General features: G+C 62.9%; 21 protein-coding genes and 3 tRNA genes. 10 read left to right on the top strand and 14 right to left on the bottom strand.

Translation table 11 applies throughout. The annotated features are described in order from the left end of the window. Nucleotide 1 precedes the first annotated feature (1 nt). The 3 genes from ACXZ1M_RS25310 to ACXZ1M_RS25300 all read right to left on the bottom strand — a co-directional run bounded on the left by ACXZ1M_RS25310 (nt 2) and on the right by ACXZ1M_RS25300 (nt 2,444). The gene (locus ACXZ1M_RS25310) at nt 2–1,207 is read right to left on the bottom strand and encodes an efflux RND transporter periplasmic adaptor subunit (protein ID WP_459050355.1); all 1,206 of its coding nucleotides are present in this window, start codon (nt 1,205–1,207) and stop codon (nt 2–4) included. A 161-nt stretch (nt 1,208–1,368) separates the two neighbouring features. Beyond that, entirely contained in the window at nt 1,369–2,235 is an 867-nt protein-coding gene (locus ACXZ1M_RS25305) for an alpha/beta hydrolase (RefSeq protein ID WP_459050354.1), read from the bottom strand. Then, a complete protein-coding gene (locus ACXZ1M_RS25300; protein WP_459050353.1) occupies nt 2,232–2,444 on the bottom strand; it encodes a hypothetical protein in 213 nt (70 codons plus the stop codon). The genes ACXZ1M_RS25305 and ACXZ1M_RS25300 overlap by 4 nt, the downstream gene beginning before the upstream one ends. A 123-nt stretch (nt 2,445–2,567) precedes the next feature. On the opposite strand from ACXZ1M_RS25300, the gene ACXZ1M_RS25295 reads away from it, so the two are divergent. Together ACXZ1M_RS25295 and ACXZ1M_RS25290 are read left to right on the top strand one after the other, a co-directional pair. Further along, complete coding sequence (locus tag ACXZ1M_RS25295; protein ID WP_459050352.1) at nt 2,568–3,521, top strand: LysR family transcriptional regulator; 954 nt, start codon at nt 2,568–2,570, stop codon at nt 3,519–3,521. Next, complete coding sequence (locus ACXZ1M_RS25290; protein ID WP_459050351.1) at nt 3,518–4,489, top strand: D-2-hydroxyacid dehydrogenase; 972 nt, start codon at nt 3,518–3,520, stop codon at nt 4,487–4,489. Before ACXZ1M_RS25295 ends, ACXZ1M_RS25290 begins: the two co-directional genes overlap by 4 nt. A 3-nt stretch (nt 4,490–4,492) precedes the next feature. Here ACXZ1M_RS25290 and ACXZ1M_RS25285 read toward each other — a convergent pair whose 3' ends face one another. Continuing rightward, nucleotides 4,493–5,119 (bottom strand): PEP-CTERM sorting domain-containing protein, encoded by a 627-nt coding sequence (locus ACXZ1M_RS25285; RefSeq protein WP_459050350.1) that lies wholly within the window; start codon nt 5,117–5,119, stop codon nt 4,493–4,495. Nucleotides 5,120–5,306: 187 nt separating this feature from the next. Here ACXZ1M_RS25285 and ACXZ1M_RS25280 point away from each other — a divergent pair, with 187 nt between their 5' ends. Beyond that, entirely contained in the window at nt 5,307–6,116 is an 810-nt protein-coding gene (locus ACXZ1M_RS25280; protein ID WP_459050349.1) for an alpha/beta fold hydrolase, read from the top strand. A 33-nt stretch (nt 6,117–6,149) separates the two neighbouring features. Here the strand turns inward: ACXZ1M_RS25280 and ACXZ1M_RS25275 are convergent, their stop codons facing one another. The 7 genes from ACXZ1M_RS25275 to ACXZ1M_RS25245 all read right to left on the bottom strand — a co-directional run bounded on the left by ACXZ1M_RS25275 (nt 6,150) and on the right by ACXZ1M_RS25245 (nt 10,287). Then, nucleotides 6,150–7,451, bottom strand: coding sequence for a M20 metallopeptidase family protein (locus ACXZ1M_RS25275; protein ID WP_459050348.1), 1,302 nt, complete (start codon nt 7,449–7,451; stop codon nt 6,150–6,152). Nucleotides 7,452–7,655: 204 nt separating this feature from the next. Then, complete coding sequence (locus tag ACXZ1M_RS25270; protein WP_459050347.1) at nt 7,656–8,144, bottom strand: VOC family protein; 489 nt, start codon at nt 8,142–8,144, stop codon at nt 7,656–7,658. Then, nucleotides 8,144–9,289, bottom strand: coding sequence for an alpha-hydroxy acid oxidase (locus tag ACXZ1M_RS25265; RefSeq protein ID WP_459050346.1), 1,146 nt, complete (start codon nt 9,287–9,289; stop codon nt 8,144–8,146). The genes ACXZ1M_RS25270 and ACXZ1M_RS25265 overlap by 1 nt, the downstream gene beginning before the upstream one ends. A gap of 177 nt (nt 9,290–9,466) precedes the next feature. Beyond that, a tRNA-Arg gene (locus ACXZ1M_RS25260) sits at nt 9,467–9,543 on the bottom strand. Between the two features lie 65 nt (nt 9,544–9,608). Continuing rightward, nucleotides 9,609–9,685 (bottom strand) — tRNA-Arg (locus tag ACXZ1M_RS25255). 72 nt (nt 9,686–9,757) lie between these two features. After that, nucleotides 9,758–9,834 (bottom strand) — tRNA-Arg (locus ACXZ1M_RS25250). A gap of 225 nt (nt 9,835–10,059) precedes the next feature. Next, the gene (locus tag ACXZ1M_RS25245; RefSeq protein WP_459050345.1) at nt 10,060–10,287 is read right to left on the bottom strand and encodes a hypothetical protein; all 228 of its coding nucleotides are present in this window, start codon (nt 10,285–10,287) and stop codon (nt 10,060–10,062) included. Nucleotides 10,288–10,508: 221 nt separating this feature from the next. On the opposite strand from ACXZ1M_RS25245, the gene ACXZ1M_RS25240 reads away from it, so the two are divergent. The 3 genes from ACXZ1M_RS25240 to ACXZ1M_RS25230 all read left to right on the top strand — a co-directional run bounded on the left by ACXZ1M_RS25240 (nt 10,509) and on the right by ACXZ1M_RS25230 (nt 14,802). Further along, the gene (locus tag ACXZ1M_RS25240; RefSeq protein ID WP_459050344.1) at nt 10,509–11,327 is read left to right on the top strand and encodes a response regulator; all 819 of its coding nucleotides are present in this window, start codon (nt 10,509–10,511) and stop codon (nt 11,325–11,327) included. Between the two features lie 74 nt (nt 11,328–11,401). Beyond that, entirely contained in the window at nt 11,402–13,603 is a 2,202-nt protein-coding gene (locus tag ACXZ1M_RS25235; protein WP_459050343.1) for a hybrid sensor histidine kinase/response regulator, read from the top strand. A 221-nt stretch (nt 13,604–13,824) separates the two neighbouring features. Further along, nucleotides 13,825–14,802, top strand: a complete 978-nt coding sequence (locus tag ACXZ1M_RS25230) for a response regulator (RefSeq protein WP_459050342.1) — start codon at nt 13,825–13,827, stop codon at nt 14,800–14,802. A 50-nt stretch (nt 14,803–14,852) separates the two neighbouring features. On the opposite strand, the gene ACXZ1M_RS25225 is transcribed toward ACXZ1M_RS25230, so the two are convergent. After that, the gene (locus tag ACXZ1M_RS25225; protein WP_459050341.1) at nt 14,853–15,272 is read right to left on the bottom strand and encodes a hypothetical protein; all 420 of its coding nucleotides are present in this window, start codon (nt 15,270–15,272) and stop codon (nt 14,853–14,855) included. A gap of 178 nt (nt 15,273–15,450) precedes the next feature. Between ACXZ1M_RS25225 and ACXZ1M_RS25220 the strand changes: the two genes are divergently transcribed. Both ACXZ1M_RS25220 and ACXZ1M_RS25215 read left to right on the top strand, forming a co-directional pair. Further along, nucleotides 15,451–17,079: a response regulator gene (locus ACXZ1M_RS25220; RefSeq protein WP_459050340.1), complete on the top strand. Its 1,629-nt coding sequence runs from the start codon at nt 15,451–15,453 to the stop codon at nt 17,077–17,079. 74 nt (nt 17,080–17,153) lie between these two features. Continuing rightward, complete coding sequence (locus ACXZ1M_RS25215; protein ID WP_459050339.1) at nt 17,154–17,888, top strand: sensor histidine kinase; 735 nt, start codon at nt 17,154–17,156, stop codon at nt 17,886–17,888. Here ACXZ1M_RS25215 and ACXZ1M_RS25210 read toward each other — a convergent pair. Next, entirely contained in the window at nt 17,875–19,155 is a 1,281-nt protein-coding gene (locus ACXZ1M_RS25210) for an NAD(P)/FAD-dependent oxidoreductase (RefSeq protein ID WP_459050338.1), read from the bottom strand. The genes ACXZ1M_RS25215 and ACXZ1M_RS25210 overlap by 14 nt on opposite strands. Before the next feature lie 36 nt (nt 19,156–19,191). After that, the gene (locus tag ACXZ1M_RS25205; protein ID WP_459050337.1) at nt 19,192–19,680 is read right to left on the bottom strand and encodes a hypothetical protein; all 489 of its coding nucleotides are present in this window, start codon (nt 19,678–19,680) and stop codon (nt 19,192–19,194) included. 141 nt (nt 19,681–19,821) lie between these two features. Here ACXZ1M_RS25205 and ACXZ1M_RS25200 point away from each other — a divergent pair, with 141 nt between their 5' ends. Together ACXZ1M_RS25200 and ACXZ1M_RS25195 are read left to right on the top strand one after the other, a co-directional pair. Further along, complete coding sequence (locus ACXZ1M_RS25200; RefSeq protein ID WP_459050336.1) at nt 19,822–20,256, top strand: MarR family winged helix-turn-helix transcriptional regulator; 435 nt, start codon at nt 19,822–19,824, stop codon at nt 20,254–20,256. Beyond that, nucleotides 20,253–21,779, top strand: coding sequence for an MDR family MFS transporter (locus ACXZ1M_RS25195; RefSeq protein ID WP_459050335.1), 1,527 nt, complete (start codon nt 20,253–20,255; stop codon nt 21,777–21,779). The genes ACXZ1M_RS25200 and ACXZ1M_RS25195 overlap by 4 nt, the downstream gene beginning before the upstream one ends.

Genomic DNA, 21,779 nt, shown 5'->3' with positions numbered 1-21,779 from the left:
TTTATTCCTTCACAGTGCCAGTCTTGGCGATGGCGACTTTCTCTTCTTTTTTAGCCACGTTGGCGGCCAGCGGATCGGAATCCATCGGCACCACGGTTGGCGTCAGCGGTGCGCCAGGCTTCACGCGTTGCAGGCCGTTGACGACGATTTTCTCGCCCGGCTTCAAGCCCTCGCGCACCACGCGCAGGCCGTCGATTTGCTGGCCCAGCGTGACCGGACGGTATTCCGCCTTGTTGTCCTTGTCGACCACGAACACGAACTTGCGGTTCTGGTCCGTGCTGACGGCGCGTTCGTTGATCAGCAGCGCCGACTTGGCGCCGGTGCTGCCGGCCAGTTGCACGCGGGCGAACAAGCCTGGCACCAGCACGCCGTCGGTATTGGCCAGGGTGGCGCGCATGCGCACCGAGCCGCTACGCACGTCCAGCTGGTTGTCGACGAATTCCAGCTTGCCTTCATGCGGGAAGCCGGTCTCGTTGGCCAGGCCGATCTTCACGGTGGCAGGCTTGCCGTTGTGGGCGTCGGCGCCAACGCGCAGGTAGGTGTCTTCGTCGCCGTCGAAGGACGCGTAGATCTGGTCCAGCGACACCACGGAGGTCAGCACGGCGGAAGCATCCACCAGGTTGCCCAGCGTGATTTCCGCTTTCGATACGCGGCCGTTGATCGGCGAAGTCACTTGCGTGTAGCTCAGGTTCAGCTTGGCCGCTTCGTACTGCGCCGTGGCGGCGCGGGCGTCGGCGTCCAGCTGCTTGTAGCCCGATGCCGAAGCGTCGTATTCACGTTGGGCGATGGCTTTGTCGGCCAGCAGTTTTTCTGCGCGGGCCAGTTCCACCTTGGCCAGATCGGCCTTGGCGCGCGCCGAGTTGGCGGCGGCTTCAGCGCGGTTGGCTTCGGCCTGGTATGGACGCGCGTCGATCACGAACAGCACATCGCCCTTCTTCACGCGGCTGCCCGGCTTGAAGTTGATGGCGGTGATGAAGCCGCTGACGCGCGGACGAATCTGCACCTGTTCGATGGCTTCCAGACGACCCGAGAACTCCTGGGTTTCAATGATGGTTTTCTCGACCACGGCCGCCGCCGAAATGGGTGGGCCGCCTGCTGCTGCCGGTGCTGCTGCCGCCTTGGCGGAATCGCCGCAGCCGGACAGCGACATTGCGGCCAGGCCCGCCAGCGCCATAGCGGCTACCAGCGGCCGGGCTAGAGCACTCATTGGTTTAATGTTTTTCATTTTAATTCCTTTTTGTATGAAAATAATTAATATAAAAGGCGGCACCGAGCGGTCTCAGCAAAAATCGAGAAAACACGGTACTAGCGCCCCGCCGGCAAGCCAGTGGGGACGTAACTTCGGATACTGCTAAGGGTTAGGGGATCCTATGCGGCTGGCGGCGTCTCGGTCCGGTCCAGTCCAGCGATGAAGCTGGCGATCTCTCCCAGCGCTTGACATCGACAAGCGCATTCGTTGCGTGCCTCTACATCGTTCAAAGGCGCCGGCTGCATGCGCCGGACGGTGGTCTTGACGCCGCAGGAAATCAGCTTGGCGCCATATTGCTCGGCTTCGTCGCGCAGCGGATCGTCTTCGGTCGACAGGATCAGCGCCGGCGGCAGGTTTTTCAGTCGGCTCGATTGCAGCGGCGAGGCGTACGGGTGGGTGCGGTCGGCGGCGTTCGGCAGATAGCCGCGGTAGGCCTTGGCGCAAGCGTCGGCCACGTCCAGCAGCTCAGGCGCCGCTTGCATTTCGCGCATCGAGCAAGTGGTCAGGCCCGGATCGAGCATCGGCATGATGAGGATCTGGCCGCCCAGCGCCGGGCCGCCGCGATCGCGCGACATCAGCGCGCAGACAGCCGCCAGGTTGGCGCCGGCTTCGATACCGGCCACCAGCAACTGCTTGCCGCTCCAGCCTAGCTTGGCCTTGTTCTTTTTGGCCCAGACCAGCACGGCGTGCGCATCTTCCACAGCCGCCGGGAACGGGCGCTCGGTGGCCAGCGTGTAGGCCGAAGCCAATACGGCGACATGCTGGCTGTCGTCGGCCATGTGGCGCAGGAATACATCCGCATCTTCCAGGTCGCCGCCGACAAAGCCGCCGGCGTGGAAGAACACCAGCAGCGTGCCGCGCTTGGCGCCGGCATCGCCGCTGGTGTAGAGGCGCGCAGCCAATGGACCTTCCGCGCCCTTGACCTCAAGGCTGCGGATTTTCAGTTGGTCCGATAATATCGGCAGGGCCTCTACTGGATTGTTCATTGTTGCACCGTTCCCGATTCGTTGGAGGACAACATGGTAGCAGGATCGCAGTCCGCCGCGTCGCCGCTGGCCACCAGCGACAGCGCGCGCATGCCGTGAACCTCCGCCTTGGCGGTGTGTGAGTAGGCATCGGTATATACCACGCCAGCCAGTGCAACCGACGAAAGCGCCAGTGCTATCGTTGCAAATATTGCATCCCGATATTTCATGATAAGTCCTCCTTTCCGGTCTTTTACTTTGTGCAGTACAGCAATCTTAAACTTGTTCTACAATCTGATAAATACGGCAAAGATGAATTGATTGTTCAGGATTCCGAACAATGAGAGCGAAAGATGAATAAACTTCAAGCGATGGAAGTGTTTGTACAGGTGGTGGACGCCGGCGGCTTCACGCGCGCGGCCGAAAACATGAAGCTGCCCAAGGCCACGGTGTCGACCCTGATTCAGTCGCTGGAGGGCTCGCTGTCGACCAAGCTATTGCACCGGACCACGCGCCACGTCAGCGTCACAGCCGACGGCGCCGCCTATTACGAGCGCTGCCTGCGCATCCTGTCGGACGTGCGCGAGGCCGAGGAATCGCTGTCGCGCACCCGGCTCAGCCCTTCCGGCCGGCTGCGGGTGGACGCGCCGACCGGCTTGTCGAGCGAAGTGATCGTCCCTGCCCTGCCCGACTTCTTTACGCGCTACCCGGACATCCAGCTGGAACTCGGCTCCAGCGACCGCACGGTGGACCTGATCGAGGAAGGCGTCGATTGCGCGGTGCGCGGCGGACAGCTCGGCGATTCCAGCCTGATCGCGCGCCGGGTCGGCATCATGCACTTCATCACCTGCGCCACGCCGGGCTACCTGGAACGCTACGGCCGGCCGGCGCATCCGAATGAGCTGCTGCGGCACCGCTGCGTCAACTATTTTTCCTCGCGCACCGGTAAAATCTTCGACTGGGACTTCACCCGCGACGGCGAGCGGGTGCAGGTGGCCCTGCCCGGCCTGATCGCGCTGAACGACACCAACTCCTACACGGCGGCGGGACTGGCGGGACTGGGCATAGTACAGATGCCGAATTTCCTGCTGGAGCCCATGCTCAGCGACGGCCGCTTTGAATCGATCCTCAACGACTGGGTGAGCGATCCGCTGCCGGTGCACGTGGTGTATCCGCAGAACCGCCACCTGTCGGCCAAGGTCCGCGTGTTCGTCGAATGGATCGCCGAACTGTTTTCCAATCACCCCGGCATGCGCCTGCCCAAAGGGCCGGCGGCGCGTGCCCCAACCCTGGAGGTTGCCGTATGACCGAAGCACACCGCATCGTTTTCCTGGACCGCGACAGCCTGATCGCCAATGTGCGCAAGCCGTCCTTCGCGCATGAATGGACCGACTACCCGGCCACGCGCGCGGCCGACACCGTGCAGCGCCTGCGCGACGCCCGCGCCACCATCGCCATCAGCAACAAAGTGGCGCTGTCGGCGGACGACATGGCGCAGCTGCCGGACCTGAAGATGATCGCCATGGCCGCCACCGGCACCAATATGATCGACGTGGCGGCCGCAGCGCAGCGCGGCATCGTGGTCAGCAACATCCGCAACTACGCGGTGCACACGCTGCCCGAGCACACCTTCGCGCTGATCCTGGCGCTGCGCCGGCAACTGGTGGCCTACCGCGCCGATATCGAAGCGGGCCTGTGGGAGAAGTCGCAGAATTTCTGCCTGTTCGGCCATCCTGTGACCGACCTGGCCGGCAGCCGCCTGGGCCTGTACGGCTACGGCGCGCTGGGCAAGGCCACGGCGCGCATCGCCCGCGCCTTCGGCATGGAAGTGATCGTGCACACGCGCTCGCCCTTGCCCGATGCGGCGGCGGACGGCGTGCGCGAAGCCAGCTTCGACGAAGTGCTGGAGACCTCGGACGTCATCAGCCTGCACCTGCCGCTGAACGACAAGACGCGCAACATGATCAGCGCCAAGGAATTGATCCGCATGAAGCGCACCGCCCTGCTGATCAACACCGCGCGCGGCGGCCTGGTGGATGAAACCGCGCTGGCCGACGCCTTGCGCGCGGGCGTGATCGGCGGCGCCGGCTTCGACGTGCTGACCCAGGAACCGCCGCCGGAAGACAACGTCCTGCTCAAGCTGCGCCTGCCCAACTTCCTGCTCACGCCGCATTCGGCGTGGGCCAGCACGCAGGCCATGCAAACGCTGGCCGATCAGCTGGTCGACAACATCGAAGCCTGGGCCGCCGGCACGCCGCGCAATGTGGTGAGCTAAGCTTTAGCCGCGCACTGCGGCGCGCTTGCGGGCCACCACGCCCATCAAGGCCAGGCCGGCGAACAGCATCGCATAGGTGGCCGGCTCAGGCACGGCTGGCAGCGCGGCGATCGCGTCCGGGCTGCCGACCACCATCACCGGCTGCAGCGGGTTGCCGAATGGACCGGTCTGCTGGCCGGACAGCCAGATCGTGTCGGCGCCGCCGGCGCCCAGCGTGGTCAGGGCAACCACGCCCGGCGTTGCGCCATAAGCGGCCTGGAAGGTCACGTCGACGCTATAGCCCGACATAAAGCTCTCCGACCAGCTGAAATGCAGCACACCGCCGCCAATGCCGAACAAATCGTTCGATGCTTCCACTGCGGACGACCAGCCTTCGCTCTGTTGGACGTTCTGGATGCCCATGTCGGCGAAATACGGCAGATAGAAGTCGGTCAGCCTTGCGAAACTGGAATTGCCGGTGCAGGACAGCGCGGTGGCCGTGATGGCGTAATCGAACGACGAGCCCGATCCGGTGACCGAAGTGCTGGTATTGGCCGGCGTGATGAAGCAGATTGCCTGCGCGCCGCTCATGGCGCCGAGCATGGCCACCACGGCCACGAACCGTTGCAGCGTTTTCGAAAGTAAGCGCATGTGAAATCCCTGTTCTGATGGTGAGTTTTAGATAGATTTGATATCAATAATACATTGATTATTTTACATCAGAATGTTTAGCGCAAGGGCATTGTTGATGCAAATCGGCATCGATAGTATTATCTCCGCGTCAACAATCTCATTCACCTCACAATCGGTCAGCCGCCGCCACACCGGATTCCACGCCATGACCAAACTTACACACATGATTACCGCCGCCAGCCTGTTGCTGGCGGCCATAGCGACCGCTGCCGCCGCCACGCCGGCCGGACAGGATGCCCTCGCCGGCCCGCAAGTGCGCGTCGATGTCGGCGGGCGCAAGCTCAATATGTACTGTAGCGGCAAGGGCTCGCCAACCGTATTGTTCGAAGCCGACGCCGGCCGCGCGGGCTGGGACTGGTCGGCGGTGCTGCCGGAGATGGCCAAGCGCACGCGCGCCTGCGTGTATGACCGTGGCGGCATGGGATCGAGCGATCCCATCATCCGTCCGGCAACGGTGGCCAACGCCAGCAAGGACCTGAACTTCCTGATCAAGAATGCGAAGATGGAGGGCCCGTTCGTGCTGGTGGGCGCGGGCTACGGCGCGATGATCTCACAGCACTTCGCGCTGCGCTCGCGCGGCGCCAACGTCGCCGGCCTGGTGCTGGTGGAAGCCATGCACGAAGACGCGCTGCCCGCTGATCGCACGGCCTGGCTCGATGCGGTGGTGGCCTGCCTGACGGCGGCGGAGCAAGGCAAGCCGAGCGCCGGCTGCGGCTACCCGTCGAACAGCATGAACGCCGACATCGGCCCGGCCCTGGCGTCGGCGCAAGCGGCGCAAACCGCCAAGCTGACCTACTGGCGTGCCCGCGCCTCGGAACTGGACAGCCTGGAAACCAGCGCCGACCAGCTGCGCAAGGCCCGCAAGTCCTTCGGCGATATCAAGGTAGTCGAAGTGCCGCAAGCAGATCCGGCCGCCATCGTCGCTGCGGTATCGCAACTGCTTGAAAAAAACTAAGCCAGAAACTGATAGGCGTGCGCAGTGACAGGCCTACTCTCGCTCAGCCTGGTCAGGCGTTCCCAGTCGCCCAATGATCAAGGACGAGAAGCTGCTTACGCCGACTCGGATGCTTTCCTCGTCTACTTGAAAATCCGGGGCGTGGTTCATTGCAATGAAACCTTTCTCGGCATTTGATCCGCCGAGGAAAAAATACACACCCGGAATTTTCTGTTGAAAGTAGACGAAGTCATCATTGAAGAACGGTGCCTGTCCAAAAGCTGGCCTGACCGCGTCAACTCCCCGACTTCGCTGCAGTGTGCGGATGGCAGAGCGGGTCAGTGCGGCGTTGTTCAGCACAGTGGGATTCTCTTGTACGTACGACACGGAGACCAATTGGCTCTTGTGGCCGCTGGCATCAATCACTCGCTCGATTCGAGAAATGATGCCCTCCAGCTTTGTTGCTGTTGTTTCATATAGATAGAAGTCAAGAACCAGCTCTTCGTTTTCCGTGCGAGTATCAAAGGTCGCATCCATGATCAGGTAGTCCTGAAACGCAGTACGCGGGGACGTCAATCCGATCACAGGATCGCCAATATTCTGAATCTCCCAAGGCTTCGCGCCGGTCTGGCTCCGAGACAGCTCACTGTTCACATCCTTCGTCAACTGCACTATCTCCGCCTTCGATAATTCGTTTTTCAGCCGGATGCTGACTCGCCGCTGATATGCGAACATCTCATTTTCCCGGACAACAATCTGTCCCACGGGCAATGGCGTCACGTGCAAGCCGTAGATCTCATCCGGGGTGATGGACGAGAAAACGCCCCGCTCGATCAAGCCCTTTGCGCCCTTGAAGGTCTCCTCGTCCGACTGAAACACGAAGACAACCGTTCCACGCAAGAACTCCCGTTGCTTCGCAAGGACCTCGGCGATTCCTAAGGCAATTGCAATGTGGATATCGTGCCCGCAGGCATGGTGAACGCCGGGATTCTGCGACCTGAAGAGTGCGGGATCACGGAACTCGCCAGGAAGCGCATCAAGCTCGGCTCGCCATGCAACCGTCTTTCCCGGGTGCCCGCCCCGCAGTATTCCGATAACACTGTGGCCGTACTGGCCAGTCTGAACTTCAAGCCCCATTTCACGCAAGTGCGCGCTTATGGTCGCCGAAGTTCGAGATTCATGGCCTGCCACTTCAGGGTGCTGGTGGAGATCTCGCCTGATGGCGACAAGCTTCTCGAAAAGGCCATCAGTCTGCAACTGAACCGCATCCGGAGCAGTGCGCTGGCTTGGGTTGTATTGGCAGCCGCCGAGTAGGAGTCCGAAGACACTTGAGAGAATTATTAAAAGTCGCGTCATGGTCGAGATTGGGGAATAGTGAAGAAGTGCAACTGACGAATCGAGTGTGTCACATCGTCAATTCACACGGCACCCCAATTGCGATGAACTGCAGTTCGCTCAGATGAACTGCAGGAAGGTGCGGACCAGTGGAATGATTGTCCGCGCGGATGATCTGCTCACGGACGCCGTGATGAGTTCAGCAAGAGAGAGCAGGCATCTCGGCTAAGCGCCGGCGATCCGGTCGACGACGAGATGGTGGGCGTCATCGAAGACCCACACAGGTTCGTAATCGACTTCAAACAGGTGGCCGTCGGGATCCTTGAAGTAGCCGGCGATGCCCCAGTTGGTGCGCGTGGCGGGTTTGACGATGACGCCGCCCGCCGCCTCCGCCTTGGCCAAAATGCGCGGCACGTCTTCCGGCTTGCGCGCCATGTGGATCAGTGCGACGCCGGAAAAGCCGCTTTTCGCTGCGGTCGGCTCCAGCGCATCGCTGGCGAGGTCGTTCCGGTTAATCAGGCTGATCGCGTAGCCGCCCATATTGAACTTGACGAAGCCGTCGCTGCTGGTCGGCGATCGAGTCCAGCCCAGGGCTTCGTAAAATTTCGCCGAGCTCGCCACGTCCGCCACGCCCAGCAGCACCATGTGCATGCGCTGGCTCGGCGCCAGCGTTTCAGCAAAAATATAGGTGTGCCCTACCGCTTGATCCAGCATTAAAAACTCCCCGGCAACAAAATATTTTTATCGACCTGGCGCACGTCGCGCAGGCCGCAAAAGGCCATGGTCAGGTCCAGCTCGTTGCGGATGATGTCCAGGCATTTGCTCACGCCCTGCTCGCCCATCGCGCCCAGCCCGTACAGGAAGGGACGGCCTATGTAGACGCCTTTGGCGCCCAGCGCCAGCGCCTTGATCACATCCTGGCCGGAACGGATGCCGCCGTCCATGTGGACTTCGATCTGCTTGCCCACCGCGTCGGCAATCGCCGGCAACGCGCCGATCGACGATTCGGCGCCGTCGAGCTGGCGGCCGCCATGGTTGGAGACGATCAGCGCATCGGCGCCGCTTTCCACGCACAGCCGCGCGTCTTCCGCGTCCATGATGCCTTTGATGATCAGCTTACCGCCCCAGCGCTGCTTGATCCACTCCACGTCTTTCCACGACAGGCTGAGGTCGAACTGCTGGCTGGTCCAGGACGACAGCGACGACATGTCGGACACCGACGTCGCATGGCCGACGATGTTGCCGAAGCTGCGGCGCTTGGTGCCCAGCATGCCGAGGCACCAGCGCGGCTTGGTGGCGAGATTGATCATGTTGGCGATGGTGAGCTTGGGCGGCGCCGACAGGCCGTTGCGCAAGTCCTTGTGGCGCTGGCCCAGCACCTGCAGGTCCAGCGTCAGCACCAGCGCCGAACAGCGCGCGGCCTTGGCGCGGTCGATCAGGCGGTTGATGAACTCGCGGTCCTTCATCACGTACAGCTGGAACCAGAACGGCTGGCTGGTGTGGGCGGCGATGTCTTCGATAGAGCAGATGCTCATGGTCGACAGGGTGAACGGCACGCCGAACTTTTCGGCGGCCTTGGCGGCGAGGATTTCGCCGTCGGCGTGCTGCATGCCGGTCAGGCCGGTCGGCGCCAGCGCCACCGGCATGGCCACGTCCTGGCCGATCATGGTGCTGGCCAGCGAACGGTTTTCCAGATTCACGGCCACGCGCTGGCGGAATTTGATCTTGGCGAAGTCTTCGTTGTTGGCGCGGTAGGTGGATTCGGTCCAGGACCCGGCATCGGCGTAGTCGTAAAACATGCGCGGCACGCGCTTTTTCGCCAGAACGCGCAGGTCTTCAATGCTGGTGATGATGGTCACGCCCACTCCCCATAGTAATGATCGTCAGATCATCGGGCATTTTTAAGAAAATGCCAATAGGGATGAGGTTCGCGCTGCGCAGTAGTCATCGGATTGCGCGTTATGCAGGAACGAAAACGTAGCGACAAAGCAAAAGGGCCTGAAGATTGCTCTTCAGGCCCTTCCACTAACGAATTTTGGTGCGGCTGGCAGGAATCGAACCCACGACCCCTTGGTTCGTAGCCAAGTACTCTATCCAGCTGAGCTACAGCCGCGTAAAACGTTTTTACTACTTAAACTTCTATCAGACAGACTCGACAGTCTATCCAACTACAAAATCTGGTGCGGCTGGCAGGAATCGAACCCACGACCCCTTGGTTCGTAGCCAAGTACTCTATCCAGCTGAGCTACAGCCGCAAAAAACAAGATTATAACAGCACTTTCTTGTTTGCAAACAGGAAAATCTTCCAACTCTCCTGGGTAAAACGATGGTGCGGCTGGCAGGAATCGAACCCACGACCCCTTGGTTCGTAGCCAAGTACTCTATCCAGCTGAGCTACAGCCGCACTGTGCAAGCATTATAAAGCATTAATTTTGTTTTGCAAAGTTTGGTATTTACTACCGTTTAGTTGGCTTGACATACCTTCCGCCGAATCAACCACTATGCAAAAACTATTCAAAACTGCTCTGCTGCATTTCTTCCGAACAGCATGCCGCTCGAAAGAAGCAGCATTATAGGGATGTTGCCCGGGCTTGTCCAGCACCGCGTATGGATTGCCTCCGCCTTGCGCTCAGGTGCCGAATTCGGCCGCCGCCTTGGCCGACCATAGCGCCTCGTTGTAGGACGGATACGGAATGCCGTAGCAATCGATGGCGCCGCCGGCGCCGACGAACTTCACCCACCAGCCTTCGTCGTCCTGCAGGATGGCGATATCGCCCTCGCCGCAATGGGCGGCGATCTCGGCGTCCGGCCCCAGCACCACTATTTTCACCTTGCGATGTTTTATTACCGTAGCCATTATCGCTCCTAGCCCTTCTTATTCATGACGGTGATGTCTCACATTGCCAATCTAAATTTGCATTCGTTTGCGCATTGCAGCATGATTGACCTGTCTCCTCTATTCTCCTCCAAGAAAATAGATTTAGCCCGCTCCCGTAGCGGGCTTTTTTTTTACCGTGTACGATGCAATCGGCTTTGCCTTTTCATAAGACGAATAAGAGAGAACGCTCGCAACCGCACATGACTGCACCTTCCGCCATCACGCTCCCGACTCCCGACTGGTCGCAAACCGCCCTGGGCGATCCCGCCGCATGGCCCGCAAGCCTGCGCCTGACCACCGATATTATGCTCAATTCGCCGCAAGCCATGCTGCTGATGTGGAGCGATCAGAAAATCATGGTGTACAACGAAGCCTACGTCGATCTGACCGGCCTGCCCGGCCTGCGCGCGCCTGGCGGCAACGTGCCGGCCATGCAGCCGGCGGCGTGGAGCTGGAACGCCAGCGTCATCGCCGAGGTGCGCGCCGGCCGCAGCCTGGCTTATCGCGGCTGCACGCTGCCGGTCTGGCACGACGGCCGCGTCGAGCCGGTCACCCTCGACCTGTACTACACACCAGTTCGCGACGACACGCAAGTGGCCGGCGTACTGTGCACGCTGGCGCTGGCCACCCTGGGCGCACCGGCCGAAAGCACTGCGCCGCTGCGCCTGCTGGTGGTGGAAGACAATGGCGACGCCCGCTACCTGGTCTGCGAAACCCTGCGCGCACTCGGTCACGAGGTGGACGCCGTGGCCAGCGGCGAGGAGGCGCTGCCCTACCTGGAACAACATCCGTACGACGTGCTGTTCACCGATGTCAGCCTGCCCGGCATGTCCGGCGTCGACCTGGCCCGCCTGGCGCGGCGCGACAAACCGCAGTTGGCGTTGCTGTTCGCGTCCGGTTACGGCGAGGAATTGACCCGGCGCCTGGATTTTCCAGCGCAATCGTTGCAAAAACCCTACGATATTGAACAACTGCAAGCGGTGCTGGAGAGCATCGCCGCCGGGCGCAGCGCGGTCTGAGTTGTCCTGGACGCGTGATCGGCACCGCGCCAACCGTGCGGAGCCGCCACCTGCCTTGGGGCTAGAATGAGGCCATGATGCCGAACGCCCCGCCCGCCCCTCTTGTCACTGCGTCTCTCACGCCGGACGCGCACGAAGAACTGCTCCGCGCGAAAGAGGCCCTGCGTCAGAGCCAGCTGGAATTGCGGGCGCTCGCCAACTCCATGCCGCAACTGGCCTGGATCGCCGAACAGGACGGCGCCATGGTCTGGTACAACGAACGCTGGTACGACTACACCGGCACCACGCCCGAACAAATGGCCGGCGACGGCTGGCAGCGGGTCTACGCGCCCGACTGCTTGGGCGCCATGGAATCGCACTGGGAGCATTCGCGCCAGACCGGCACGCCGTTCGAGCTGGAAGTGCCGATCCGCAGCGCCAGTGGCGAGTTCCGCTGGTTTCTCACGCGCGCCAATCCGGTCCACCGCAGCGACGGCAGCGTGCTGCGCTGGTTCGGCACCAGCACCGACGTCGACCAGGTCAAGCGCGCGCAGGAAGCCCTGCGCGACGAAACGGCCGTGCTGGAGCTGCTCAATCGCACCGGCGCCATGCTCGCTTCGCAGCGCGACCTGCAACCGCTGCTGCAGGAAGTGACCGACGCCGCCACCAGCATCAGCGGCGCGCGCTTCGGCGCCTTCTTCTACAACACCACCGACAGCAGCGGTGAAGCGCTGATCCTGCACACGCTGTCCACCGGCGCGCCGTCGGCCTTCTCGAAATTCGACCAGCCGCGCGCCACCGCCCTGTTCGGCCCGAGCATGCGCGGCGAAGGCACGATCCGCTGCGACGACCTGCTCAAGGATCCGCGCTACGGCAAGAACGCCCCCTATTTCGGCATTCCGAGCGGCCATCCGCCGGTGCGCAGCTTCCTGTCGGTGCCGGTGGCGCTGCGCAACGGCGCGGTGATCGGCTGCCTGTTCTTCGGTCATCCGCAGCCGGGCATCTTCAACGAGCGCACCGAACGCATCATCGGCGGCATCGCCGCGCAGGCCGCCGTGGCCATCGACAACGCCCGCCTGTACGAAGCGTCGCAACAGGCGGCGGAAGAACGCAAGGTTCTGCTCGACAGTGAACGCCAGGCGCGCGCCGAGACCGAGCGCACCAGCCAGCTCAAGGATGAATTCCTGGCCACCCTGTCGCACGAGCTGCGCACCCCGCTCACCGCCATCCTCGGCTGGGCCCAGGTGCTGCGGCGCGGCAGCCGCAACCAGGCCGATCTCGATCGCGGCCTGCAAACCATCGAGCGCAACGCCCGCGCCCAGGCCCAGCTGATCGAAGACTTGCTGGACATGAGCAGCATCACCTCCGGCAAGGTGCGGCTGGACATGCAGCCGCTGGCGCCGGCCGCGATCGCCGCCGCCGCCATCGAATCGGTGCGCCCGGCGGCCGAGGCCAAGCAGATCCACATCAGCCGCGCCTTCGCACCCACGCCCGGCATGGTCTCCGGCGACGCCAACCGCCTGCAGCAAATCCTGTGGAACCTGCTCACCAACGCCATCAAGTTCACGCCGCGCGGCGGCAACGTCGAAGTCGGCGTGCGGCGCGACGGCGACCAGATCGCCATCACGGTGCGCGACAGCGGCATCGGCATCGCCTCCGGCTTCCTCGACCATGTGTTCGAGCGCTTCCGCCAGGCCGACTCCACCACTACTCGCCAGCATGGCGGCTTGGGACTTGGATTGGCCATCGTCAAGCACCTGGTGGAACAGCACGGCGGCACCATTGCCGTAACCAGCGCGGGCGCCGGCCAGGGCGCCAGCTTCACCCTGCGCCTGCCCGCGCACGACAGCGCGACGCCCTCGGCACCGGCCAGCGTGACCGCGGCCGCGCATGGTGCGGCGCATGATCTGAGCGGCCTGCAAGTGCTGGTGGTGGACGACGAGGACGACGCCCGTGAACTGATCACGCGCATCCTCAGCGACTGCAATGCCGAGGTGCTAACGGCCGCCACCGCCACCGAAGCTCTCGAATTACTACAGCACGAACGGCCCGACCTGATGGTCAGCGACCTCGGCATGCCCGAAGTGGACGGCTACGGCCTGCTGGACCGCATCCGCGCCCTCGGGCCGGCGCGCGGCGGCGACCTGCCGGCCATCGCCCTGACCGCCTTCGCCCGCTCGGAGGATCGCGTCAAGGCGCTATCCAGCGGCTTCCTGGCGCATATCGCCAAGCCGGTCGAGCCCAATGAGCTGATCGCCAAGGTAGCCAATGCCAGCGTGGCCCGGCGCGCCGCCTGAAACCAGCTTAAGTTTCCAAGCGGCAAGTATGCATTCCTACTTTTAGACGCGGCAATGTCCTACAAGCAATTTGAAAAACTCTTGATACACTACAAGAATCTAAATTTAGGCGTACAATAGTTTCCACACGGAAACCAAGCGCTCTTATGTGCGACGCAGCACCGAGGCTTGGGCTATTATCGAATTACTATTAAGCACCCGAAACAAACGAGACCACTATTATGCCGAGCCGAGACGAAATCCTGAACGCCAAAATCCTGGTGGTGGATGACAGCGCAGACAACGTCGAACTGATGTTGGAGATCCTGCGCGAGGCCGGCTATACCGATGTGTCCTCCACCATGCTGCCGGAACAAGTGTGCCCGATGCACCGCCAGCATTGCTACGACCTGATTTTGCTGGACCTGCAAATGCCGGGCCTGAACGGCTTCCAGGTCATGAAGGGCCTGAAAGAGATCGAACAAGGCGGCTACCTGCCGGTGCTGGCCCTCACCGCCCAGCCGAGCTTCAAGATCGCCGCGCTGGAAGCGGGCGCGCGCGACTTCATCAGCAAGCCGTTCGACCTGCTGGAAGTGCACAAGCGCATCCACAACATGCTGGAAGTACGCCTGCTCTACAAGGAATTGGCGCAGTACAGCCGCCAGCAGCAGGAACTGGCCCTGCACGATCCATTGACCAGCCTGCCCAACCGCCGGTTGCTGGAAGACCGCATTTCCACGGTGCTGCAACACGCCGCGCGCCAGCAGACCAAGGCCGCCGTCATGTACCTGGACCTGGATGGCTTCAAGATCATCAATGACACCCACGGCCACGCCTACGGCGACGAAATCCTCAAGCAGGTGGCGCAGCGCCTGGTCGGCTGCTCGCGCAAGGAAGACACGGTGGCGCGCGTGGGCGGCGACGAATTCGTCATCGTCATGGGCAACATCAGCGCCGTCGGCGATACGCAGGAGCCGTGCAACAAGCTGATCGAAGCGGTATCGCAGCCCTACCTGGTCAACGGGCTGACGCTGCAACTGTCGACCAGCATCGGCGTCGGCATCTTTCCGGACGATGCAACGGAAGTGGCGCCGCTGATCGCGGCCGCCGACGGCGCCCTCTACGAAGCCAAACGCTCCGGCAAGAACCGCTGCTGCACCGCGCAAATGCTGGCCGCGCCACCGGCCCATCACCACACCATGTCGGCCACGCCGGCGTGACGCAAAAAAGGCGGGCCGCAGCCCGCCTTTCCTTTTTCCATTCCGCCGACTCAGTGCGCGGCGGCTTCCGCTTTCAGGCCTTTTTCCGTGCTCTGCTCGACCTTGCCTGCGTGCTGGTGGTCTTCATGCGCGCTCACGGTTTCGGGCGCCACTTCGATGCGGGTGATGCCGGAATCGACCGACACCGGATCGCTGGCCGGGAAGGTCATTTCGACGCCGCTGTCGAGCAGGGTCTCCTTGGCCTGTGCTTCCGGCGTTTCCTGTTCCTGCTCGGCCAGCGTGGTGATGGCGGCGGCCAGCTTCACGAATTCCAGGTTGGCCAGGTCGCGCACGGTGTGCACATTGAAGGCCTGCGCCAGCGCCTTGGCATCCTTGGCGCTCACGCCGCGCAAGGCGCTGGTCGGCGCATCGGCCAGGGCGCGGAAGGTCTGGCCCAGGTACTCTTTGTCCACGACAGTATCGATATTCATGATGTGTTCCTTTCAGTTGAACGTCGCAGTCACTGTGCCAGTCCGGCCGCTCCAGGTCTGTGCGGGAGCGAACACTGCCCCCAGGCCGGATTTACTGTTGTGTTCAGTAGCATGTGCTGTTTTGACATTCATATAGGCAGTTGCTATGATCGCCCGATCCCTCGTGGTAGAGCCTCCCGTGCCTAAAATAGAAAAACCAAAGATTCTGGTCGTAAACGACGACGCGAACAGCCTGTTCGCGCTGACCAGTCTGCTCGCCCAATGGGCCGAGCAGGAAGGCTATGAGGTACTTGCCGCCCGCTCCGGGCAGGACGCCCTGCGCCAGGTGCTCATGCACGACTTCGCCGTGATCCTGCTGGACGTGAACATGCCCGGCATGGACGGCTTTGAAACCGCCGCCGCCATCCACGCCCGCGCGCGCTCGGCCGACATCCCCATCATCTTCATCACCGCCTTCCTCGCCGACGAACTGGACCGCCTCAAGGCTTACCAGCACGGCGCGGTGGACTTCCTGTTCACGCCGGTGATTCCGCAGATCCTGTACGCCAAGATCTCGGTGTTCGTGGCGCTGGCCATGAAGAACGAGGAACTGAAAAAGCAGGCGCGCCAGCTGAGCCAGCGCACCACCGAACTGACCGCCACCAATTTGCGCCTGACGCGCGAGATCGAAGAACGCCAGACCGTCGAACGGCAGAACCACGCCAAGGACGAATTCCTGGCCATGCTCGGGCACGAACTGCGCAATCCGCTCAGCGCCATCAGCAGCGCGGCGTCCTTGATCGGCCTGCCCGGCGTGTCGGCCGACGGCGTGCAGCGCGCCAAGAAGATCATCCAGCGCCAGAGCCAGCACCTGGGCCGCATCGTCGACGACCTGCTGGACCTGTCGCGCGCCATGTCGGGCAAAATCCTGCTCAACCGCGTGCCGATCGACCTGGCCACGCTGGTGGCGCAGACCCTGGAAACCTACCGCGCCACCGGCCGCAGCACCGACTACGAGCTGGAGCAGGATCTCGATCCGGGCTGGATCGCCGGCGACTCCACCCGCCTTGAGCAGATCACCAGCAACCTGATCGACAACGCCCTGAAATACACCCAGCCCGGCGGCCGCATTGAAGTGCGCACCTGGACCGAAAACGAAGACGTGGTGCTGAGCGTGCGCGACACCGGAGTCGGCATTTCGGCCGAGCTGCTGCCGCATGTGTTCGACGTGTTCGTGCAAGGCAGCAGCACGCTGGACCGCTCGCAGGGCGGGCTCGGCATCGGCCTGTCGCTGGTGCGCCGCCTGGCCGAGCTGCACGGCGGCAGCATCGAGGCCGACAGCAAGGGCCCCAACCGTGGCAGCACCTTCACGCTGCGCATGCCGCGCATCGAACACCTCCCCATCACGGCACCGGCACCGACACCAGTCGCAGGCGAACACGGCAAGCCGCGCGTGCTGCTGATCGAAGACAACGACGACGGCCGCGAAATGATGACCATGATGTTGTGCGGCTACGGCTACAGCGTGGAAGCGGCCGCCGACGGCTTGCTGGGCCTGGCCGCTGCACACAGCTATGGGCCGCACCTGGCGCTGGTGGACATCGGCCTGCCCGGCATCGACGGCTACGAAGTGGCGCGCCGCCTGCGCGCGGATCCGGCCACGCGCGCCATCAAGCTGGTCGCCCTCACCGGCTACGGCCAGGCCGAAGACCTGCGGCGCGTGATGGACGCCGGCTTCGACCGCCATCTGGTCAAGCCGGTCGATATCGACCAGCTGATGGAGGTGATCGATACCTGCGCGCAGCTTCCTGTTCCCGTCAAACAATAGTCGTGCGCCCCCGCCAGCAAAGCTCGGGTATCATCGGTGCAAGCCTCCGTTCGTTCGACTTAACCGAGAAAACCATGTCCGTACCGGCACCGCAAGAACCACAACCTACCCAGCAAGACGCCCTGCGCAGCGCGGACCTGAGCGAGCTTTTGGGCCATGTCCACACCTGCTGGGACAATGAACGGCGTTCGCTGTCGCGCCAGCTGCACGACAGCCTGGGCTCCTCGCTGACCGCGCTCACCATGCACCTCGGCCTGCTGATGCAGAAGCTGCCGTCCGACCAGGCGCTGCAAGACCGTGCCGGCCACATGAAAAAGCTGCTGGGCCAGATCGTCGAAACCAACCGCCAGATGCAGATCAAGCTGTGGAACGACAAGCTCGAATTCCTCGGCGTGCGGGTGGCGCTGGAAGAACTGGTGACGGATTTCGGCGCCCAGCACAACATCACGGCGCGCAGCAGCCTGCCTGAAGACGAGCTGGACTGCCCGCGCAGCCACGGCATCGTGCTGGTGCACATGCTGGAAGAAGCGCTGCGCAATATCGCCAGCCATGCGCAAGCCACCGAAGTCGATGTGATCGTCGACGACAACGAAGATGAAGTGATGCTGACGGTGAAGGACAACGGCGTCGGCCTCAGCGGCCCGGTGCCGGCCGCGCCCGAACACGCGGGCGGCAAGTTCGGCCTGCGCACGGTGCGCGAGCGCGCCGCCTACCTGGGCGGCACGCTGACGGTTTCTTCCGGACCTGAACGCGGCGTCACGCTCAGCATGATCCTGCCCAAGCCCAAGCCCAGCCCTAGTGCAGCTTGACCAGCGGCGTGGTGCGCTTGATGAGGAAGCGCGCCAGCGCCAGCACGCCCGTGCGCACCGTGCCCAGCACGGCCTGGTGATGCATCAGGTGCAGGCTGGTGTACATCAGGCGCGCCACAAAGCCATCGACAAACCAGCTTAAGCCCTTCAAGGAGCCCATCAGGCTGCCGACCGAATTGGTCTGGCCGAACGACACCAGCGAACCGTAGTCGCGGTATTGGTAGGGCTTGGTTGGCGGCGGCTTGCCCTTGTGCTGGCGCAGGAAGGTGTCCAGCAGATAATCGGCCTGCTGGTGCGCGGCCTGCGCGCGCGGCGGCACCAGCTTGCCGTCCGGGCCGGCACATGCGGCGCAATCGCCGAGCGCGTAAATATAATCAAAGCCTTTGACCGCCAGCCTGCCATCCACGTCAACCTGGCCGGACTTGATGGTCGGCAGTCCCAGCGTCTTGAGGAAATCGGGCGCCTTGATGCCGGCCGCCCACACCACGATCTGCGCCGGATACACGGCGTCGCCGGCGCGCACGCTGGTGGCGTCGATGGCGGTGACGCGAGTGTCGGTGACCACGGTAACGGCACGCTGGCGCAGCAATTCCAGCGCGGCGGCCGAGACTTTTTCAGGCAAAGGCGCCAGGATGCGCGGCGCGCCTTCGAGCAAGGTGATGCGCACGTCGCGCTCGGCCTGCAACTGGCGGAAGCCATAGGCCGCATACACGCCGCTCGCTTCGCGCAGCTCGGCCGCCAGCTCGACGCCGGTGGCGCCGCCGCCGATGATGACGACATCCACCCCGGCCGCCTTTTCCAGCGCGGTCAGGGTCAGGCGCTTGAGCAGGGTCAGGCGGAAACGTTCCGCGTCTTCCGTCGCGTTCAGGGAAATGGTGTGCTCGGCCGCGCCGGGCACGCCGAAATAATTGGAGGTGCTGCCGACCGCCAGCACCAGCGAATCGAAGCGAACCTGCCGCTCGGGCAGGATTTCTTCCTGGCCGCTGAGGATGGCGCCCACCGTCAGCAGGCGCTGCGGCGCATCGAGCGCCAGCAACGGTCCGTAGACAAAAGTAAAGCCATTGTCGTGCGCCAGCATCTGGTAGGACAAGCCTTCCTGATGCACGTCCAGGGTGCCGGCCGCCACTTCATGCAGCGACGGCTTCCAGATATGGTACAGCCGGCTGTCGACCAGCATCACCTGCTCCGGTCCCAGCTTGCGTCCCAGTTTGCAGGCGAGCTCCAGCCCGCCTGCCCCGCCACCTACTATCACGAATTTACTCTGCAAAAGTCTCTCCTTGTGGCGGCGTGTTCAGCCGCAAGTTTAATCGCGTCCGTGGCCCTTGCCGTTGCCGTGGTCTTTGTCCTTGTCATGGCCTTTGCCGTGACCGTGGTCGTCGCGGCGGTCGTCACGATGGTCATCACGATGGTCGTCGCGGTAGTCGCGGCGATCATCGCGGCGATCCGGGCCGGCATGACGCTCGCGGTAGCGCGGCACGTACTGGTTGTTGTACCAATTGTCCTGCACGAAATACACGCGCTGGCCGCAGGCGTTGTACTTGCCGCAGTGCTTGGACCAGTTCTTGGCATGGCCTGGGGGCACGCGCAGATAAATCGGCGCTTGTTCCACGTAATGCACAGGACGCTGCACGATCACCGGTTGTCGGTACAGCACTTGCGGTTGCGGATAATCACCGATATCGATGCGGCCGTAAAAACCTGGCTGGCCGATGTTGATGGAAACACCCACGTCGGTTGCAAAGGCGGAGGCAGACAAGGCCAGCAGGCTGGCGGCGAGTAACTTGGCTTTCATGATATGTCTCTGTTCTTGATCTGAGCGAAGATGCTCAGATCTCATCATATACCGTCGGCGGAAACTTTCCGTACGCTAGCGAACATACGTTACCTGTGCTAAACTAATCGTTCGATACCTAACTATTAGCTCCAGAACAATATGTCCTCGATAGAAGAGCGCTTCTCCGCCGCCCTGCACGGCAGTGCCCGTGTCTGGCGCCTCGCCATCGACCGCCGCCTCAAGCATTTGAACCTGAGCCAGGCCAGCTGGATGGCGATCGCCCTCACCGCCAAGGAAGCGGAACCGCCGTCGCAAACGCGGCTGGCGGCGCGCGCCGGAGTGGAAGATCCAACCATGGTGGCCACCGTCGACCGCCTGGTCAAAGCCGGCTACATGGTGCGCACGCCGTCGGCCACCGACCGCCGCGTCAAACTGCTCAGCCTCACGCCGGCCGGGCAGGAAATCTACGAATCGGTGCGCGCCGAAGCCGAAGCGCTGCGCCGCGAGCTGCTGGGCACGGTCGATCCCGACACGCTGCGCACCGTCACCGCCTTCCTGGAAGCGATCCAGGCCAATATCGAGTCGCTGCCATGAGCACTGCCGCAGGCGCAGAAGACGGCCTGAACCGCCGCATGATCACCATCTCGATCATGCTGGCGACCATCATCCAGGCGCTCGACGGCACCATCGCCAACGTCGCCCTGCCGCACATGCAGGGCAGCCTGTCGGCCTCGCAGGACCAGATCACCTGGGTGCTGACCTCCTTCATCGTGGCCGCCGCCATCGCCACCCCGCTCACCGGCTGGCTGTGCGACCGCTTCGGCCTGAAGAACATCTTCCTCGCTTCGGTGGCCGGTTTCACGGTGGCCTCGGTGCTGTGCGGTTTGTCCGGATCGCTGACGGAAATCGTCATCGCCCGCATGCTGCAGGGCGTGTTCGGCGCGGCGCTGGTGCCGCTGTCGCAGGCCACGCTGCTCGACATCAACCCGCGCGAAAAACACGGCTCGGCCATGGCGGTCTGGGGCATGGGCGTGATGATCGGCCCCATCCTCGGCCCCACGCTGGGCGGCTGGCTGACCGACAGCTACGACTGGCGCTGGGTGTTCTTCATCAATATTCCGGTGGGCGCGATGGCGTTCTACGGCATCTGGCGCTACATCAAGAAGACCGATGCGCCGCGCAAGATGAAGTTCGACGCCTTCGGCTTCGCCACCCTGAGCCTGGCCATCGGCGCGCTGCAGATGCTGCTCGACCGTGGCGAGCAGAACGACTGGTTCGCTTCGACCGAAACCTGGGTGGAAGCCATCATCCTGGCGCTGAGCTTCGCCTATTTTGTCGCCCACACGGCCACCAGGCCCGCCGGCAAATCCTTTTTCGATTACCGACTGCTGCGCAATGCCAACTACGTCAGCGGTCTGTTGTTCATCTTCATCGTCGGCCTGGTGCTGTTCGCCACCCGCGCGTTGACGCCGTCCATGCTGCAAACGCTGATGGGCTATCCGGCCAAGATCGCCGGCCTGGTCACGGCGCCGAGCGGCATCGGCACCATGATCGCGATGATGATCGTCGGCCGCCTGGTCGGCAAGTTCGACCTGCGGCTGCTGCTCGGCCTGGGCTTCCTGATCACCGCCTTCTCGCTGTGGCAGATGACGCAATACACCCTGGTGCTGTCGCAGAGCGACATTGTCTGGCCGGGAGTGATCCAGGGCCTCGGCCTGGGCCTGGTATTCGTGCCGCTAAGCGCCGCCACCTTCGCCACGCTGTCGCCGGAGATGCGCGCCGAAGGCACGGCGATCTACAGCCTGATCCGCAATATCGGCAGCTCGATCGGCATCGCGCTGGTGCAAACGCTGTTGGTGCGCAACACGCAGACCGCGCATGCCTCGCTGGCGGAGCACATCACCACCACCAACCCGTCGCTGCTGGAGAACGTCGCCACGCCGGAAGCGGCGGCGGCCCTGAACACCGAGATCACGCGCCAGGCATCGATGATCGCCTACGTCGACGATTTCTGGCTGATGTTTATTTTGACCCTGTGCGTGATACCGCTGCTGCTGTTGATTAAGCCGGCCGCCAGGAATGCCCCGGTCGCGGTCGATCACGCGGCCATGGAATAA

This window comes from Duganella paludis, from assembly GCF_054461335.1.
The sequence above is the reverse complement of the archived record's forward strand: the minus strand, read 5'-3'. Positions and strand labels throughout refer to the sequence as shown.

Bases quoted from the DNA above. Each gene is read 5' to 3' on its own strand.
- ACXZ1M_RS25310 (WP_459050355.1), bottom strand. From the start codon at position 1,207: ATGAGTGCTCTAGCCCGGCCGCTGGTAGCCGCTATGGCGCTGGCGGGC.
- ACXZ1M_RS25305 (WP_459050354.1), bottom strand. From the start codon at position 2,235: ATGAACAATCCAGTAGAGGCCCTGCCGATATTATCGGACCAACTGAAA.
- ACXZ1M_RS25300 (WP_459050353.1), bottom strand. From the start codon at position 2,444: ATGAAATATCGGGATGCAATATTTGCAACGATAGCACTGGCGCTTTCG.
- ACXZ1M_RS25295 (WP_459050352.1), top strand. From the start codon at position 2,568: ATGAATAAACTTCAAGCGATGGAAGTGTTTGTACAGGTGGTGGACGCC.
- ACXZ1M_RS25290 (WP_459050351.1), top strand. From the start codon at position 3,518: ATGACCGAAGCACACCGCATCGTTTTCCTGGACCGCGACAGCCTGATC.
- ACXZ1M_RS25285 (WP_459050350.1), bottom strand. From the start codon at position 5,119: ATGCGCTTACTTTCGAAAACGCTGCAACGGTTCGTGGCCGTGGTGGCC.
- ACXZ1M_RS25280 (WP_459050349.1), top strand. From the start codon at position 5,307: ATGACCAAACTTACACACATGATTACCGCCGCCAGCCTGTTGCTGGCG.
- ACXZ1M_RS25275 (WP_459050348.1), bottom strand. From the start codon at position 7,451: ATGACGCGACTTTTAATAATTCTCTCAAGTGTCTTCGGACTCCTACTC.
- ACXZ1M_RS25270 (WP_459050347.1), bottom strand. From the start codon at position 8,144: ATGCTGGATCAAGCGGTAGGGCACACCTATATTTTTGCTGAAACGCTG.
- ACXZ1M_RS25245 (WP_459050345.1), bottom strand. From the start codon at position 10,287: ATGGCTACGGTAATAAAACATCGCAAGGTGAAAATAGTGGTGCTGGGG.
- ACXZ1M_RS25240 (WP_459050344.1), top strand. From the start codon at position 10,509: ATGACTGCACCTTCCGCCATCACGCTCCCGACTCCCGACTGGTCGCAA.
- ACXZ1M_RS25235 (WP_459050343.1), top strand. From the start codon at position 11,402: ATGATGCCGAACGCCCCGCCCGCCCCTCTTGTCACTGCGTCTCTCACG.
- ACXZ1M_RS25230 (WP_459050342.1), top strand. From the start codon at position 13,825: ATGCCGAGCCGAGACGAAATCCTGAACGCCAAAATCCTGGTGGTGGAT.
- ACXZ1M_RS25225 (WP_459050341.1), bottom strand. From the start codon at position 15,272: ATGAATATCGATACTGTCGTGGACAAAGAGTACCTGGGCCAGACCTTC.
- ACXZ1M_RS25215 (WP_459050339.1), top strand. From the start codon at position 17,154: ATGTCCGTACCGGCACCGCAAGAACCACAACCTACCCAGCAAGACGCC.
- ACXZ1M_RS25205 (WP_459050337.1), bottom strand. From the start codon at position 19,680: ATGAAAGCCAAGTTACTCGCCGCCAGCCTGCTGGCCTTGTCTGCCTCC.
- ACXZ1M_RS25200 (WP_459050336.1), top strand. From the start codon at position 19,822: ATGTCCTCGATAGAAGAGCGCTTCTCCGCCGCCCTGCACGGCAGTGCC.
- ACXZ1M_RS25195 (WP_459050335.1), top strand. From the start codon at position 20,253: ATGAGCACTGCCGCAGGCGCAGAAGACGGCCTGAACCGCCGCATGATC.